Source organism: Nocardia rhamnosiphila NBRC 108938, from assembly GCF_000720425.1.
Lineage (GTDB): Bacteria > Actinomycetota > Actinomycetes > Mycobacteriales > Mycobacteriaceae > Nocardia > Nocardia rhamnosiphila.
The window spans coordinates 297,817-312,063 of the sequence record NZ_JOAJ01000004.1; the positions used below are offsets into that span (position 1 = coordinate 297,817).

11 protein-coding genes are annotated in these 14,247 nt (G+C 68.2%); 8 read left to right on the plus strand and 3 right to left on the minus strand.

What is annotated here, in order from left to right:
* Window positions 1-19: 19 nt before the first annotated feature.
* On the minus strand, window positions 20-2,134 hold the full coding sequence (locus IG75_RS0117260; RefSeq protein ID WP_030522316.1) for a hypothetical protein: 2,115 nt from the start codon (window positions 2,132-2,134) through the stop codon (window positions 20-22).
* 571 nt (window positions 2,135-2,705) lie between these two features.
* Here IG75_RS0117260 and IG75_RS0117270 point away from each other — a divergent pair.
* The 6 genes from IG75_RS0117270 to IG75_RS0117295 all read left to right on the plus strand — a co-directional run bounded on the left by IG75_RS0117270 (window position 2,706) and on the right by IG75_RS0117295 (window position 9,880).
* Entirely contained in the window at window positions 2,706-3,149 is a 444-nt protein-coding gene (locus IG75_RS0117270) for a GyrI-like domain-containing protein (RefSeq protein ID WP_030522317.1), read from the plus strand.
* The gene (locus IG75_RS0117275; protein WP_030522318.1) at window positions 3,146-3,601 is read left to right on the plus strand and encodes a GyrI-like domain-containing protein; all 456 of its coding nucleotides are present in this window, start codon (window positions 3,146-3,148) and stop codon (window positions 3,599-3,601) included. Before IG75_RS0117270 ends, IG75_RS0117275 begins: the two co-directional genes overlap by 4 nt.
* Before the next feature lie 269 nt (window positions 3,602-3,870).
* The gene (locus tag IG75_RS0117280) at window positions 3,871-4,644 is read left to right on the plus strand and encodes a hypothetical protein (protein WP_063834154.1); all 774 of its coding nucleotides are present in this window, start codon (window positions 3,871-3,873) and stop codon (window positions 4,642-4,644) included.
* Complete coding sequence (locus tag IG75_RS0117285) at window positions 4,634-6,784, plus strand: Rv1355c family protein (RefSeq protein ID WP_051714678.1); 2,151 nt, start codon at window positions 4,634-4,636, stop codon at window positions 6,782-6,784. Before IG75_RS0117280 ends, IG75_RS0117285 begins: the two co-directional genes overlap by 11 nt.
* A 16-nt stretch (window positions 6,785-6,800) precedes the next feature.
* Complete coding sequence (locus IG75_RS0117290; RefSeq protein ID WP_036514418.1) at window positions 6,801-8,663, plus strand: bifunctional diguanylate cyclase/phosphodiesterase; 1,863 nt, start codon at window positions 6,801-6,803, stop codon at window positions 8,661-8,663.
* 89 nt (window positions 8,664-8,752) lie between these two features.
* Window positions 8,753-9,880: a glycosyltransferase gene (locus tag IG75_RS0117295; RefSeq protein WP_030522322.1), complete on the plus strand. Its 1,128-nt coding sequence runs from the start codon at window positions 8,753-8,755 to the stop codon at window positions 9,878-9,880.
* 51 nt (window positions 9,881-9,931) lie between these two features.
* Here the strand turns inward: IG75_RS0117295 and IG75_RS0117300 are convergent, their stop codons facing one another.
* Window positions 9,932-10,426: a DUF4254 domain-containing protein gene (locus IG75_RS0117300; protein ID WP_245713349.1), complete on the minus strand. Its 495-nt coding sequence runs from the start codon at window positions 10,424-10,426 to the stop codon at window positions 9,932-9,934.
* A gap of 320 nt (window positions 10,427-10,746) precedes the next feature.
* Window positions 10,747-11,670, minus strand: a complete 924-nt coding sequence (locus IG75_RS0117305; RefSeq protein WP_030522324.1) for an AraC family transcriptional regulator — start codon at window positions 11,668-11,670, stop codon at window positions 10,747-10,749.
* Window positions 11,671-11,793: 123 nt separating this feature from the next.
* Here IG75_RS0117305 and IG75_RS0117310 point away from each other — a divergent pair, with 123 nt between their 5' ends.
* A complete protein-coding gene (locus IG75_RS0117310) occupies window positions 11,794-12,828 on the plus strand; it encodes a saccharopine dehydrogenase NADP-binding domain-containing protein (RefSeq protein ID WP_030522325.1) in 1,035 nt (344 codons plus the stop codon).
* Window positions 12,825-14,096, plus strand: coding sequence for an SGNH/GDSL hydrolase family protein (locus tag IG75_RS0117315; RefSeq protein ID WP_030522326.1), 1,272 nt, complete (start codon window positions 12,825-12,827; stop codon window positions 14,094-14,096). Before IG75_RS0117310 ends, IG75_RS0117315 begins: the two co-directional genes overlap by 4 nt.
* Window positions 14,097-14,247 lie beyond the last annotated feature (151 nt).

The following is a 14,247-nucleotide window of genomic DNA, read 5'->3' on the forward strand; positions in this document are numbered from 1 at the left end:
TGCGCGGCCTGCGCCCTGGTCACACGTCCCAGGGGTCCAGGCCGAACTCGGGAATCGTGTGGTCGAGGTTGGCGAGCCGCTTGACCGACGCCATGAGCGCTTCCCGATTCGCTGGGGTCGGGCGATCGCTGAACGCCCTCGCGATCGTGAAGTGATCGGTGGCCAGCCGATCGGCGATGGCGGTTCGAGTGGCGCGGCCGACCGAGTTCCATTCTTCGGGGCTGATATTGGCCCGCAGGGCGCGGTCGGAATCCCAGTGCTGTTCGACCCGTGCGATGAAGTCGCGGTTGAGCTGCGCAGCGGGGTCCGGCGCCAGAGTGTGCCGGGCCAGGCTGTCGGCATCGGCCACCGCCTGCGCCGCGAAGGCCGCCTGCGCGTCGGTTCCGGCATGGTTCATCACCGCATTGCCGGAGGCGACGGCCTTCTGCAAAGGGCCGAAGCCGTACGGATTGCGCGATCGGGTCTCGTTCCGGACCGAACGGGCACGCAACGCATGGTTCACGCTGCTGTGGGTGGACCCGGCGTCCAGTAGCACAGCCACCATGTGCTGATAGGGCACCCGGTTGTTGTCGAGATACTTGATAGCGCGCGCGAGTCCGAGCTCGGTGTGGATTCCGCCCCACGCGTCGGCTTCCCGCCGCGCCAGCAGGCGCCAGTTCTGCCTGGCCATCGACGCCCATTCGTGCCCTTCCAACCGGCTCGCCGCCGTGGCCGCGTTCACCCGGTCACTGCGCATCTTGCCGAACGCCAACGGGCTGAGCGGGTTGACCGTGCGCCCCACGAGCCAGGCAGTGAGCGGCGAGGAGTTGACGGTGTTCAATGCGGCGAGGCTCGCGATCGTGCCGGCACCCGAACCGCCCCCGGAACTCTTCCCGCCGCCGCCCATACCGAGCGCGGTACCGCCCGACCCGCCGCGCGCGCCCTGGATCGTGAGCGAGAACCGGTTGGCCATCCAGTCCGAACCGCGCGTCAATCCCTTGGTCAGCCGGCCGAACTGCAGGATCGCGACGACTTCCACGACCGCCGCGATGACGAGGACGGCGAGCACCTGTCCGCGCGCCTGCTGGAACAGGTTGCCGAGGATCAGCAGGTACACCCCGATGAAGACGGTGTAAGCGCACATCCGGGCCGCGGCGATACCCGTGTTCACCAGGTTGCGCACCAGAAAGGTCTGCGTGGGCCCGAAGACGAAACCGCCCGCGGCGAAACCGAAGGTCGCCATGAACCCCTGCATGACCGCGTCCAGCGCGGCCCGCATCAGCCGATAGGACAGGACCACCGCGAACAACAGCAGTACGGCTGCCGAGACCAACAGCAACAGACCGGTGCCGATCTGTCCCATGCTCGGGTGGGCCGCGGCCGCGGCCGCCGCGGTGTCCCCGCAGGCTGCCAGTGCGCGCTGGGCGCGGTCGGCGTCCCCCGTGGTCACTCCGGAAGACCACGCCGCGGCACACGCGGACTGGTTGTCCACGATATGGCCGAAATTCCACACCTGCACCGGACGGCGCGCGAAATTGTCCGCCATATCGCCCTGCAGGGTGCTCACCGCCAGATCCGGGTTCCGGTTCGCGGACCCGTTCAGCCCCGACGCGACCGCCAGACCGACGTCGCGGCCCTGGGCGAGCACCCCGTCGGAGCCCAGTGCGGCCGCCAGCGGGTCGGCCAGGAACAGCGGGCCCAGCACTGCCACGGCCAGCATCGTCACGGTCTGGATCACCGCGCGAGCATGGAAACCTCGCACGATGAACCAGGCCACGAAGAAGGCGCCGATCGTGGCCGCGGTGACCAGGACAGCGGGCGTGGCGAGCTGGCCGGCCAGCGCGCCGGCGGTACCGCGCAGCGCGTCGGCGAAGAATTCCAGCCAGGCGAAGCTCAGCGCGAAGCCGATGAACCAGATCGCGGTGGTCACGATGATCATGTAACCGACGAATTCCAGGCCGACGATGGTCCACACGATTGTGCCGCCCGGGTCGAGCAACCCGCCGTTGTCACTGATGTAGGTGTAATCGGCGAGCGCCACACCGAAGGAGTCCCGGACGTTCATCCAGGCCACTCCGTCCATCCGGCTCGATCCGGTGGCGCCGTCCTGTGCCATGGCCACCGCCCCGAGCGCACCCGGCAGTACGGTCAGCACGAAGAGGCCGGCGAGGCACCAGAGGAGGCGGCGCCCCCATCTCGCTGCTGTCCGCGGTGCACTGCTTCCGCGCTCACCCCACAGGCGCATGGCCGTAGATCCGGCTACTGGGCTGCGCGTTTCGCGCGCTCGCCGAATGCGGGCACGGCCCGCCGGTCTGGTCTGCCGATCATGCTGGCATTGGTATCGACGCCGAATGAAATTCAGCTGAACTGGCAGTGGCGGATCGGGCCTACCGCGGTGAATTACGAAATAATACCCGGAAAAATCCCCAGCCCTGAGAACAGGAGTAAAATGCCGAATTCAATTCACGGTGAGCGGAATTCGGTAATAAAACCGATTACTCCCGAATTGCCCGGCTGTGGCGTCCGGAGAAATTTCATCCCATGATAATGGGTTCCGGATCGGACCGTAGGAACTCGGCCGAGCACGCGGTGCCGCGCTCGCCACCCCGGGCGGCGGCGCCGGGCGCGGGCAACCGGCCGGTATCGCCGTCGGTTGATAGCATGGCGGATCCAGCCGACCATTCGGTCGGCTTGCCGACCAGGACACATCTCGAAAGAGTCGTTCCATGCAGTTTGAATTCGTCGAGCGGGACGAGACGTGGGTGGCCGGACTCCCGGTACGCAGTCCCAAGCGTGCGCTCGGTGAGTTGTACGACCGCGACCTCGAAGGCGCCTGGGCATCGGTACTCCATCACGAGCTGGGCGGCCCCCTCGCCACGGCGTACACGGATTACTCGACGGAGCTCGGCACCTACAACACCCAGATCGTGGGATATCGGTGCAGTTCGTTCGACGAGGTCACCCGCGGGCATCTGGTCGCCCGGCTGCCGCGCGGCACCTATGCGAAATTCTCCTCGGTGGGTAACTTCCCGCAGATCATGACGAGCCTGTGGACACAGATCGCCTACGCCGAGGAGCACCACCAGATCAACCGGACCTTTTCCGGTGATTTCGAGTTCTACCCGCACGCCTACAAGATCGATCTGTATCTGGCGGTCGAGGCCCGATGACCTACACGATCGTGGTGCGCGGCGAATCCGTCTACGCCGGACTCGTCTTCCCGAAGGTCCGGCCCAGTTTCAAGGTCAGCAACAGCGAGCTCATCGAGTTCCTGAAGGACCGGGTGCGGGAGCGGCTGGACGCCGCCGCCGGATCGGCCGACGGACAACGGCCCATGTACACCGTGTACGTCCGGACGCCGACGGGAACCTACAACGCGCTGGTGTGTTTCGAGTACACCGACCCGGGCCGGGCCCCGGTCGGCGATGTACTGGTCCGGGTTCCCCGGGGCGTCTACGCCCGGTTCGTACCCAACGGCGACTACCACGATCCGGTCGAGGATGTCTGGGCCCAGGTCGACGACGCGACCGCGTCGGCGGAGATCACCCGGGCCTACCGCGAGGAGATCGAGATCTGGCACGGTTCGGAATCGGTGGAGCTGTTCATCTCCATCACCCCCTGACCGCGGGCGGAACAGGTCGTTGCCTGCCGGTAACCAACTCGGTACCAACCGGTCTGGTGGTAACGACGCGTGCCGATTTCATCCGGGTTGACCTGCGATAACGATCGCACACCGAGCCGGTTTCCGGAAGATTAACCAGAGTTCTGGTCAATTGTCTTCTGATGACGGATACTGCACTGGGCACGCCGACGAGCCGGGGCGTCGGTCGGGCTGCTGGACAACAAATCCCGCACGGCCCTCGCGTCGTGCGGCGAAAGAGTAGGAACTGCATGACTGTCGAAACGATCGCAGTCGGCCAGGAAGACCCGAGCCGCGGCCGCACTGTGAGATTTCGCGACAACGTTTCCGGATACGCCCTCTGCGTAACCACCCCACATCTCTGCCCCGGCCTGTGGCGCCGATATCTCGCGGGAGCGCGGGAAGCGTACCGCCACTTCGGGAACGAATCGGCCCTGGACTACGACGGTGTACTCGACGGGTCCTCGACGGCCCTGTTCTTCGCCGCCACCGACGCCCGCGGCGAAGTGGTCGGCGGACTACGGGTCCAAGGTCCCTACACCTGGGTGTCCGAGGTCGGCTCGCTCACCCCGTGGGCGGGCCGGGCGGGCGCGGCCGAACTGGGTCTGATGATGGCCCGGCGCATTCCACGCGGGGTGGTGGAATCCCGGGCGGTGTGGGTCGCCCGGGACGCGCCCCGGCGCAACGAGCTGGCCGCGGCGATCTCACGCTGTATGGCCCATGCGCCGCGCCTGCTCAACGCCCGGTACGGCTTCGCCACGGTCGCCTCCTTCACCACCGAACGGCACCGCGCCAGCGGCGGGGGGGCGGCCCAGCCGATCCCGCCGGTGCCCTACCCCGACGAGCGCTATCGGACCCTGCCCATTTGGTGGGATACCCGGACCTACCATGTATTTGCTGACAAGTTGCAGTATCTGCTGATGCGTGGTGAACTTCGCACTATGGGATTAGCTGAACCGAGGTCGCGGCGGTCGAATCGACTGTTCGGGCACGGCGGGGAGGATTGCTACACATATGGTCGGTGAGGCAGATCTCGGGGTGGAGTACCGGCCGCTGATCCTGGACCCGAGCGATCCCGATGACGAACACGCCCTCGCGGGGCTTCGCGCCACCCCGCATACCGAGTTCAACGATCTACGAGGCCTGCTGGCCGCGGAGTTCGGCCGGCTCAACGATCCCCCCGATACCGGGGAGAGCGCGGCCGACGACCGCTGGGTCTACTACCCGTGGCGGCGCAGCGTGCTCGTGCTGCCGGGCCCGCGGACCTTCCGCGCGATCCGCCTGGACCGCAACCGCAACAAGCTGACCCGGGCCGAACAGGACCGGCTGAGCACCGTGACGGTCGGCGTGGTGGGTCAGAGCGTCGGTCACGCCATCGCGTACACCCTGGCGCAGGAAGGCGTATGCGGTGAACTGCGGCTCGCCGATTTCGACGAACTCGAACTGTCCAACCTCAACCGGGTACCCGCCACGCTGTTCGATATCGCGGTGAACAAGGCGATCGTCACCGCTCGGCGGATCGCCGAACTCGATCCGTACCTGCCCGTGGAAGTGCGCGGCGGCGGCGTGGACGCCGAAACCGCGGACGATTTCGTCGACGGTCTGGGAATCGTTGTGGAGGAATGTGATTCCCTGGACATCAAACTACTCATCCGGGAAGCGGCCCGGCGCCGCCGGTTGCCGCTGATCATGGAGACCAGTGACCGCGGTCTGCTCGATGTCGAACGTTTCGACCTCGAACCGGACCGGGCCCCGTTCCACGGCCTGCTCGGCGATACCGGGGCCGAACAACTGCGCGGCCTGTCCACCCGGGACAAAGCGCCCTACGTCGTCGGTCTGCTCGGCGCGCGCGATCTGTCGGCCCGGATGGCCGGCAGTCTCGTGGAGGTCGGTGAGACCCTCAACAGCTGGCCACAACTCAGTGGTGACGTGGTGCTCGGCGCGGCCAGTGTCGCGACGGCGATCCGCCGGATCGGGCTGGGCCGGCCGCTGCGGTCGGGCCGTACCCGTGTCGATGTGGAGCAGGCGCTCGACGCGCTGGCCGACCCGGATATCGATACCGAGCAATATCTCGCCGACCCCGAGTCCGACGACCCGGCCGGCACCACCATCGACCGCATCCTGGTCTGCGCGCAACGCGCGCCCTCGGGCGGCAATGTCCAGCCGTGGTCGCTGCATACCGGGCCACAGGAGCTGCGGATCGCACTCGAGCCCCGCCACACCACCGCCATGGACATCGGCTACCGGGGCAGCGCCGTGGCCCTGGGCGCCGCCCTCTACAACGCCCGGGTCGCGGCCGCGGCCTACGACGTACTCGGCCCCCACGAATACCTCGAAGGCACCGAACCGGACTCCCCGCTCACCGCGGTGCTCCGGCACGGCGGCGACACCGACCCGGCGCTGGCGGCGGACTATCCCTACGCACTCGCCCGGGAGACCAACCGCCGGCTCGGCTACGGCGGGCAGATCCCGGCCGGCGTCCTGGCCGGGCTGGCCGCGGCCGCGGCGGCCGAAGGCGCCCGGATGCGGGCCGTCGCCGATTCGCCGGGGATCCGCACCCTGGCCGCCGTCCTGGCCGAATCCGACCGGATCCGCTACCTCACACCGCTGCTGCACCGCGAGATGTTCGCGGAGATGCGCTGGCCCGGCGAGGACCTGACCGACGGTATCGACACCCGGTCGCTCGAACTGGCGCCCGATGAGCGGGTCGCCCTGCAGATCGGGCGACGCGCCGATGTGATGGCCCAATTGCACAGCTGGTCGGCGGGTGCGGCACTGGGCGACTACGCCCGGGACAGGGTGCGCTCGAGTTCGGCCGTCGTCGCCCTGACCTTCACCCCGGAACCGGGCGCCGAGCCCGGGGCATTGACCGGTTACGCCCGTGCCGGGGCCGCGGTACAGCGGCTGTGGATCCAGGCGCAGCGGTCCGGCCTGGCCGTCCAGCCGATGTCCCCCGTCTTCCTGTTTTCCCGATCCCGTACCGAACTGGATGCGCTCTCCCCGGCATACGCGGATAGACTGTCCACACTTCAGGGTCGTTTCCTGGAAATACTGGAAGTGCCGGAACAGGACAGCGTGGCGCTGGTACTACGCCTGAGTTACGCGGCAGCTGCCAGCGTGCGGAGCCGACGGCGCCCGGCACCGGGCGCGGACAGCCGCAGATAGTGTGATCGGAGATCAGGTGCCTCGGCGGACACTCGACTCGCTGGTGACCGAAGTCGCCGCGGAGCTGATGGGCGTCGATTCGGCGACCATGGTGTCGGCGACCGAGCAGGTGCTGGCCATGCTGATCGACTATTTCGATGTCGACTTCAGCTACCTGCGGCACAACGATCCCGCGAACCGATCCACGGTGCTGGTGGCCGAGTGGCCGCCGCGCCAGGACGTGCCCGAACCGGATCCGCTCAAGATCGTGTATTTCGATCAGGCGGATTCGGTTTTCAAATCACTCGAGCACGCCACCGAACCGTTCCTCATCCCGGCCAGCGCCGCCGACTACCAGCAGACCATCCACTCCGCGTCCGGGCTGGGCGATATCAGCTCCGCGGCGGTGCCGCTGGTGTCCCGGGGCCGGTCGACCGGTCTGCTCGGTTTCGTGAAGGTCGGCGACCGCGACTGGAGTACCCGGGAGTTGAACGTGCTCAAAGCCATCGCCACCCTGTTCGCGCAGTTGCAGGCCCGGGTGGAGGCCGAGGAGAAGCTCCGCTTCATCGCCCTGCACGATGACCTGACCGGTCTGGCCAACCGCCGCGCGCTGCTGGAGCATATGGAGCAGCGGCTGCAACCGGGCAGTCCCGGCCCGGTCGCGGCCTTCTTCCTGGACTTGGACCGGCTCAAGGCCCTCAACGACTTCCTCGGCCACACCGCCGGGGACAAGTTCATCCGGACCCTGTCCGAGCGGCTACGGGACAATCTGGACCCCAACGATATGATCGCCCGCCTCGGTGGCGACGAGTTCGTGATCGTCCCCGCCAAACCCATGGACACCGTCGCCGCCGAATACGAGGCGACCCGGATCCAGGAACTGATCAGCCGCCGGGTCACCGTGGGCGGCGAGTCGGTGAGCCGCGGCGCCAGCGTCGGCGTGGCCGTCGGTATCCCCGGTGAAACCACCGTCGCCGACATCATGCGGCGCGCCGACCACGCGCTGCTGTCGGCCAAATCCGGCGGCGGCAACGGAGTGGCCCTGTTCACCGACGCCATGCGGGCCCAGTTCGAACTCCAGGACGATGTGGAACTGAACCTGCGCAGCGCGGTGGCCGACGGATCGCTGATCCTGCACTACCAACCCGAGGTGGATCTGCGCACCGGCCGGATCGTGGCCATGGAGGCGCTGGTCCGCTGGATGCATCCGACCCGCGGCCTGCTCCCGCCCGGTGCGTTCGTGACCGTGGCCGAGGCCACCAACCTCGCCGGTGAGCTGGGTCGCTGGGTGCTGCGCACCGCCTGCGCGCAGTTCGCGCAGTGGCGACGGCAGGGCCTGGCGACGAATATGGTCATGCGGATCAATGTGTCGCCGGTACAGCTGGTGAGCCTGGATTTCGTGGAGCGTATCGAGGACATCCTCCGGCATTTCGGAATCGACGGGAGTTCGATCTGCCTGGAGATCACCGAACACGTGGTGGTCCAGGATCTGGCCCGCACCCAGGTCACGCTGCGCGGGCTCAAACGGATGGGTGTCCAGATCGCCATCGACGACTTCGGTACCGGTTATTCTTCGCTCTCCCATCTCAAGGCGCTGCCGGTGGACGCGGTGAAGATCGACCGGGGCTTCGTCCAGCGGCTGGGGGCCAGTACCGACGACCTGGCCATCGTGAAATCGATTATCGGGCTGGCCGGATCGTTCGGTCTCGGGGTGGTCGGCGAAGGGGTCGAGACCCCGGTCGCGGCCCGCACCCTGGTCGGTCTGGGCTGCTACCGGGCCCAGGGTTTCCTCATCGCGCGCCCGCTGCCCGCCGACGAGGTCGGCGAACATCTGGCCCTCGGACGGATCCCGCTGAATCTGGACCTGCCGCGGGTGGGCCGCGGTATGCCCGCCCCGTAGCCACTCGAGGTCCAAATAACACGCGGCCTTCACCGCGAGTTCAACGCCCCGGTTCCGGTGGTAACCCGGCTCGCGCCACGATCGGCGACGTGCGCATCGTGCAACTGGCGAATTTCTACGGCCCACGCTCGGGGGGTCTGCGTACCGCGCTGCACCATCTCGGTGCGGGCTATGTGGCCGCCGGCCACGAGGTCGTGCTCATTGTGCCCGGGCCGCGGCGCACCGAGGAAGTACTGCCGAGCGGAGCGTTGCGGATCACTCTGCCCGCGGTCGGGATCCCGTGGACGGGCGGTTACCGGGCGGCCGATCCGCGCCGGGTCGCCGATATCCTCGACGGCCTGCGGCCCGATGTGCTGGAGGTCTCCGACCGGCTGACCCTGCGCGGATTCGGCCGCTGGGCGCGGCGCCGGGGCGTGGCCGGGGTGATGATCTCGCACGAACGCCTGGACCGGCTGCTGGGGCAGATCATGCCGGACCGGATCGCCCGGCGCTGCGCCGATATCGCCAACCGGCACACCGCCGCCGAATACGACATGGTGGTGTGCACCACCGAATTCGCGCGGGCCGAGTTCCGGCGTATCGGCGCCCCGAATGTCGAGATGGTGCCGTTGGGCGTGGATCTGGACCTGTTCAGCCCGCGCCGCCACGACCACGGTCTGCGGGCCGACCTCGGGGTGCCCGGACAGCCCCTGCTGGTGCACTGCGGCCGGCTGTCGGTGGAGAAACGCGCCGATCGCAGTATCGAAGCGCTCGCCGAACTACGCCGGGACGGGCTCGACGCGCGTCTGGTGGTCGCCGGTGACGGCCCGCGCCGGGACGCGCTCGAACGCCGGGCCAAACTACTGCCGGAACTGCCGGGCGGCCTGCCCGCGGTACATTTCACCGGGTTCATCAGCGACCGGTCGGATGTGGCGAGATTGCTGGCGACCGCGGATATCTCGCTGGCCCCGGGCCCGCACGAGACCTTCGGGCTGGCCGCGCTGGAAGCGCTGGCCGCGGGTACGCCGGTGGTCGCGAGCAGGTCCTCGGCGCTGGCCGATATCGTCACCGCCGACTGTGGCGCGGTCGCCGCCGACGATCCGGCGGCGTTCGCGCACGCGGTCACCGACGTCCTGGCCCGCCCGACCGCGCAGCGGCGCGGCGCGGCCCGGCGGCGAGCCGAGCAGTTCACCTGGCCCGCGGCCGTATCGGGAATGCTCGCGGTACTCGACCGCTGATGCCGCCGAGCCGACCGGATCGCTCGCGATACCGGGCACCGCCATCAGGTATTACGGCCGGCCGGGTAGCCGCCGCCCGCCCCGGAGGAGCTCGGTGATCAGTTCTGTATAGCCGTCGATCATTTCGGCCAGCCGGTGCCAGCGTTTGCGCGCGTGGTGATCGCGTGTGCCGTCGATCTCGACCACTTGGTTGGCGTCCACCCAGCCCCAGGCCATGCGATCGATCACCGCCCCCAGCGTTTCGGCGTGGATCGATACGTCGGCGTCACGTTGCGGGGACCGCGCGTCGACCCACTCGTCGATATCCTCGACCAGCTCCCGGCGGCGATTGTCCACCTCGGCGACCGTGCGCGCGTCCCGCAGAGTCACCCGATGGCCGTGCAGAACGGCCAGTGCCCGCGCGGTGCGGAGGACGTCGTGATCCTCGAACCGGGTCCCCTGGAAGCTGCACAGCAACTGGGTCGCCGTCGGCAGGCCCGTGGTGGCCGCGGGCACCGGCTGCCGCGTGCGCACGTCGCCCGGCACCATCACACTCTGTTCAAACATGATCGGCTCTCGATTCGGTCGTACCGCATATCGGACAGATTTGTTCAGTCGATGACAATAGTCGATGGACATAACTCACCGACGGCAAAACGCACTATTGCGTTCGCTGATTCGAGACCATGAGGCACTCCAGCTCTCATCGAATCGATTGCCCGCGAATACGATCGGCGCCTCGGCGGCAAAATCACCGGCACCGACCCGCGAACCGCGGGACGGCGTCGGTCGCCTTCCATGACCCGCTCAACCGCTCCGCACGTATCCCGAGGCCACCGAGGAGGTCTCGACGCCGCCGCGGAACACAGCTATCCGGACGTATCGGATCAGACCGCGATGAGATCCGGGTTCGCGCTGTCCTTGCGGTATCGGCCCGGGGCCATGCCGAATTCGCGTTTGAATGCCTTGGCGAAGGCGAACTCGGAGCCATACCCCGCCCGCCCGGCGACCACGGCGATCGAATCGCCGCTGTCACGTAACCGTTTGGCGGCGAGAATCATCCGCCAGCGAGTCGCATAGGACAGCGGTGCTTCCCCGATCGTGGCAGCGAATCGCCGGGCCAGGGTTGCTCGCGATACCCCGGCTTCGGCAGCGAGCTGCTCCACGGTCCACGCTCGGCCGGGGGCGGCATGGATGGCCCGCAATGCGCGCGCCACCGGCATGTCACGGAATGCCGCGATCCATCCGGTGGGCGTGGTGGAGCCGGCGCCGTCCTCCTCGAACCATGCCCGCAGGATGTACAGCAGCAGGACATCCAGTAGCGACGGCAGCACGGCATCGGTTCCCGCTCGTGGGCCGGACAATTCGGCGGCGAGCAGGTCGACGGCACTGCGCAGGGACGGGTGCCTGCCCAGCCGGGCGGGCAGATGAACGAATTCCGGCAGGCCGTCCAGCATCGGGTGTGGATGACGCCGGTCGAGCGCGTACGCACCGCACAGCAGCACGCTGCGGCGGCCGGGCCCTGATATTTCCCGGGGCTCGCCGGGCCGGGCGACCTCGGTGACGGGTGTGGCCGGATCATCGGCGAGGACATGTTCGGCGCCCCTGGGCATGAAGACGACGTCACCGACCCCGAGCGCGATCGCGTCGCCGACGCGCGGGCGCAGCCAGCACGATCCCTCGAGCACCACATGGAATCCGGCGCCGGGCACCACGGGGTAGTCACGCCCCCACGGTGCGTGCCGGATGAACAGGCCCGAGCCGGGGCTGCCGGTACGAATCGCGGATACGGCGTCGGAAAGAATGTCCACGAATCGATCGTACAACTGCTTGTGAGAGTTTCGGACATAAATATGAGCTATCTACCCATGTTATTACTCACCGCTGATCCATAGGTTGGTTTTATCACCAGCACGACAGAGCGGAGTTCGGACATGAGGATCGCGGTATACGGCGCCACCGGCCACGTGGGTGGCCACATCATCACCGAGTTGGTCCGGCGCGGCGTGCGCCCGGTCCTCGTCGGGCGGAATGCCGAACGGCTGCACGCCCTCGCCCCCGGCGATCACACCGAGATCCGGGTCGCGGCGCTGGACGACCACGCGGCACTGACCGCCGCGTTCACCGGCGTGGACACGGTGATCAGCAGCCTGCCCGCCTACGTGACCCATGGTGCACCGGTCTTGGCGGCGGCACTCGCGGCGGGCGCGCACTACGTGGATCTGTCCGGTGAACAACTGTGGCTGGACCGGGTTTTCAACGAATTCGCCGCGACCGCCGAGGCCACGGGTGTGACGGCGGTCCCGGGCATCACCGACAGCAACCTTCCGGGTGACCTGCTCGGTTACCTGACCGCGCGGCGGATCGGTGCACCGGCGGAGATCGTGATCAGTCACCACACTCACAGCGGCGGCGAGGGATCGCGCGGAAGCGCCCGGACACTGCTGGCGAGCCTGGACTGGTTCCGCGACGGCGGCTGGCATTACCAGGACGGTGAACGGCGCCGCGGTCCGATCGACCGGCACACGTCGATGGTCTTTCCCGGCACCACCGCGGCGACCACGGTGACGAAGTTCCCGCAGCCGCCCGTGCTGACCATCCCGCGCCACACGCCGGTGAGTTTCGTGGCGGGGGTGCTCGACGCACAAATCCACGCGGCCGTCGGCGGCGTGACGCCGGATCTGGTGGAGACCCTGCCCCTCGCTCCGTCACCCGGTGCCGACATGCGGTACGACCTGGTGGTGGATGCATTCGGCGCCGACAACCGCAGGGTACGCGGTGTTCTCAGCGGCGTGGATTCCTACCGGGACTCCGGCCTCATGGCGGTCGCAGCCGCGGTCGAACTCGCCGAAGGGACGGTGCGACCGGGGGTACTGGCCGCCGCCGAGGCGTTCGACCCGTCCGCGTTCCTCGATGGACTGGCGCCACACGGGATCAGCTGGCGGCTCGACGAGGAGACCGGTCGATGAACGCGCGAAAGATCAGGACCCTCCTCCTGACTGTGCTGCTTGCAGTACTGACCGTCGCGGGAACGGCGCTCTACGCGGGCGTCGCCGACCGCTCCGGCGAGCGGCAGTCGTGGCTCGGCAGCTGGTCCACCGCCCAGATGGCCGCCACCGGCGTCTGGGGACCGACCTGGTCGACAGCCGGTTTCGCCGACCAGACCGTGCGGCAGACCGTCCGTCCCACCGTGGGCGGCGATCAGGCCCGGATCACTGTGTCCAACCTTTTCGGGGACCGGCCGTTGCGAATCGCCGCGGCAACGCTCGCGAATACCACGGACGGCGCGGCCGTGGAGCCGGGCACGGTGCGATCGCTGTCCTTCGACGGGGCATCGACCGCGGAGATCGCGCAGGGTACCGAACTCACCAGCGACGCCGTCGAGTTCTCGGTGACCGCGCGGAAGCCGGTCACGGTGACCCTCTACCTGGCCGACGAGACCGGACCGGCCACCTTTCACTACCTCGGCAACACGACCTCCTACCGAGCCGACGGCGACCATCACGCCGACACCGGCAGTGCCGCCTTCACCGAGTCCGACGGGTCCTGGTACTACCTGTCGGATCTTCAGGTCGGCGGGCCCGAGACCCGCGACGGCGTGGTGGCCTTCGGCGACTCCATCACCGACGGCGCCGGAGCCACCACCGGTTCCGACAACCGCTACCCCGACGCCCTGGCCACCCGACTGGCGGCCGACGGCCGCCCCCGGGCCGTACTCAACACCGGGATCGGCGGCAACCGGATCGTGTCCGACTCCGGCTACGTGGGCCAGCGCGCCGCAACCCGCTTCCGCCGCGACGTACTCGACAAGGAAGGCGTCGGCACGGTGGTCCTGCTGTCCGGTATCAACGACATCGGTGCCAGCGAACTCGACGAACCCTGGCTGCGACCGAACCCGGAAGTCACCGCCGATCAGCTGATCACCGAATACCGGCAACTCATTCGTCTCGCGCGCGCCGACGGGCTACGCGTCATCGGCGGCACACTACTGCCGTACCGCGGTGCCCCGTATTTCAGCCCGCGCGGCGAAAATGTCCGGGACACGGTCAATTCCTGGATACGCGAGTCCGGAGAATTCGACGCCGTCATCGATTTCGAACGTCTCCTTGCCGCCGGATCCGACCCTGATGCCCTGGACCCGCGCTACGACAGCGGCGACCATCTCCATCCCAACCCGACGGGCTACGCCGTCATGGCCGACGCCGCCGCGGCAGTGCTCGACGCCCCGGCTCGGTGAACCGACCCAGTGGCCTTCGGCCTGCCGGTGGATCCGGCCGACGATGTAGCGGTATACCGTCCGGAGTCCGACGAGGTCGGGTACTCCCTCGCATCGAGGATGGCGTACTACCCGCAGGGCCGCCTGCACGAGGCCCGACACAAATGGTCCC

Coding starts and splice junctions, on each gene's coding strand:
- IG75_RS0117270 (WP_030522317.1), top strand. CDS start 2,706: ATGCAGTTTGAATTCGTCGAGCGGGACGAGACGTGGGTGGCCGGACTC.
- IG75_RS0117275 (WP_030522318.1), top strand. CDS start 3,146: ATGACCTACACGATCGTGGTGCGCGGCGAATCCGTCTACGCCGGACTC.
- IG75_RS0117280 (WP_063834154.1), top strand. CDS start 3,871: ATGACTGTCGAAACGATCGCAGTCGGCCAGGAAGACCCGAGCCGCGGC.
- IG75_RS0117285 (WP_051714678.1), top strand. CDS start 4,634: ATGGTCGGTGAGGCAGATCTCGGGGTGGAGTACCGGCCGCTGATCCTG.
- IG75_RS0117300 (WP_245713349.1), bottom strand. CDS start 10,426: ATGTTTGAACAGAGTGTGATGGTGCCGGGCGACGTGCGCACGCGGCAG.
- IG75_RS0117310 (WP_030522325.1), top strand. CDS start 11,794: ATGAGGATCGCGGTATACGGCGCCACCGGCCACGTGGGTGGCCACATC.
- IG75_RS0117315 (WP_030522326.1), top strand. CDS start 12,825: ATGAACGCGCGAAAGATCAGGACCCTCCTCCTGACTGTGCTGCTTGCA.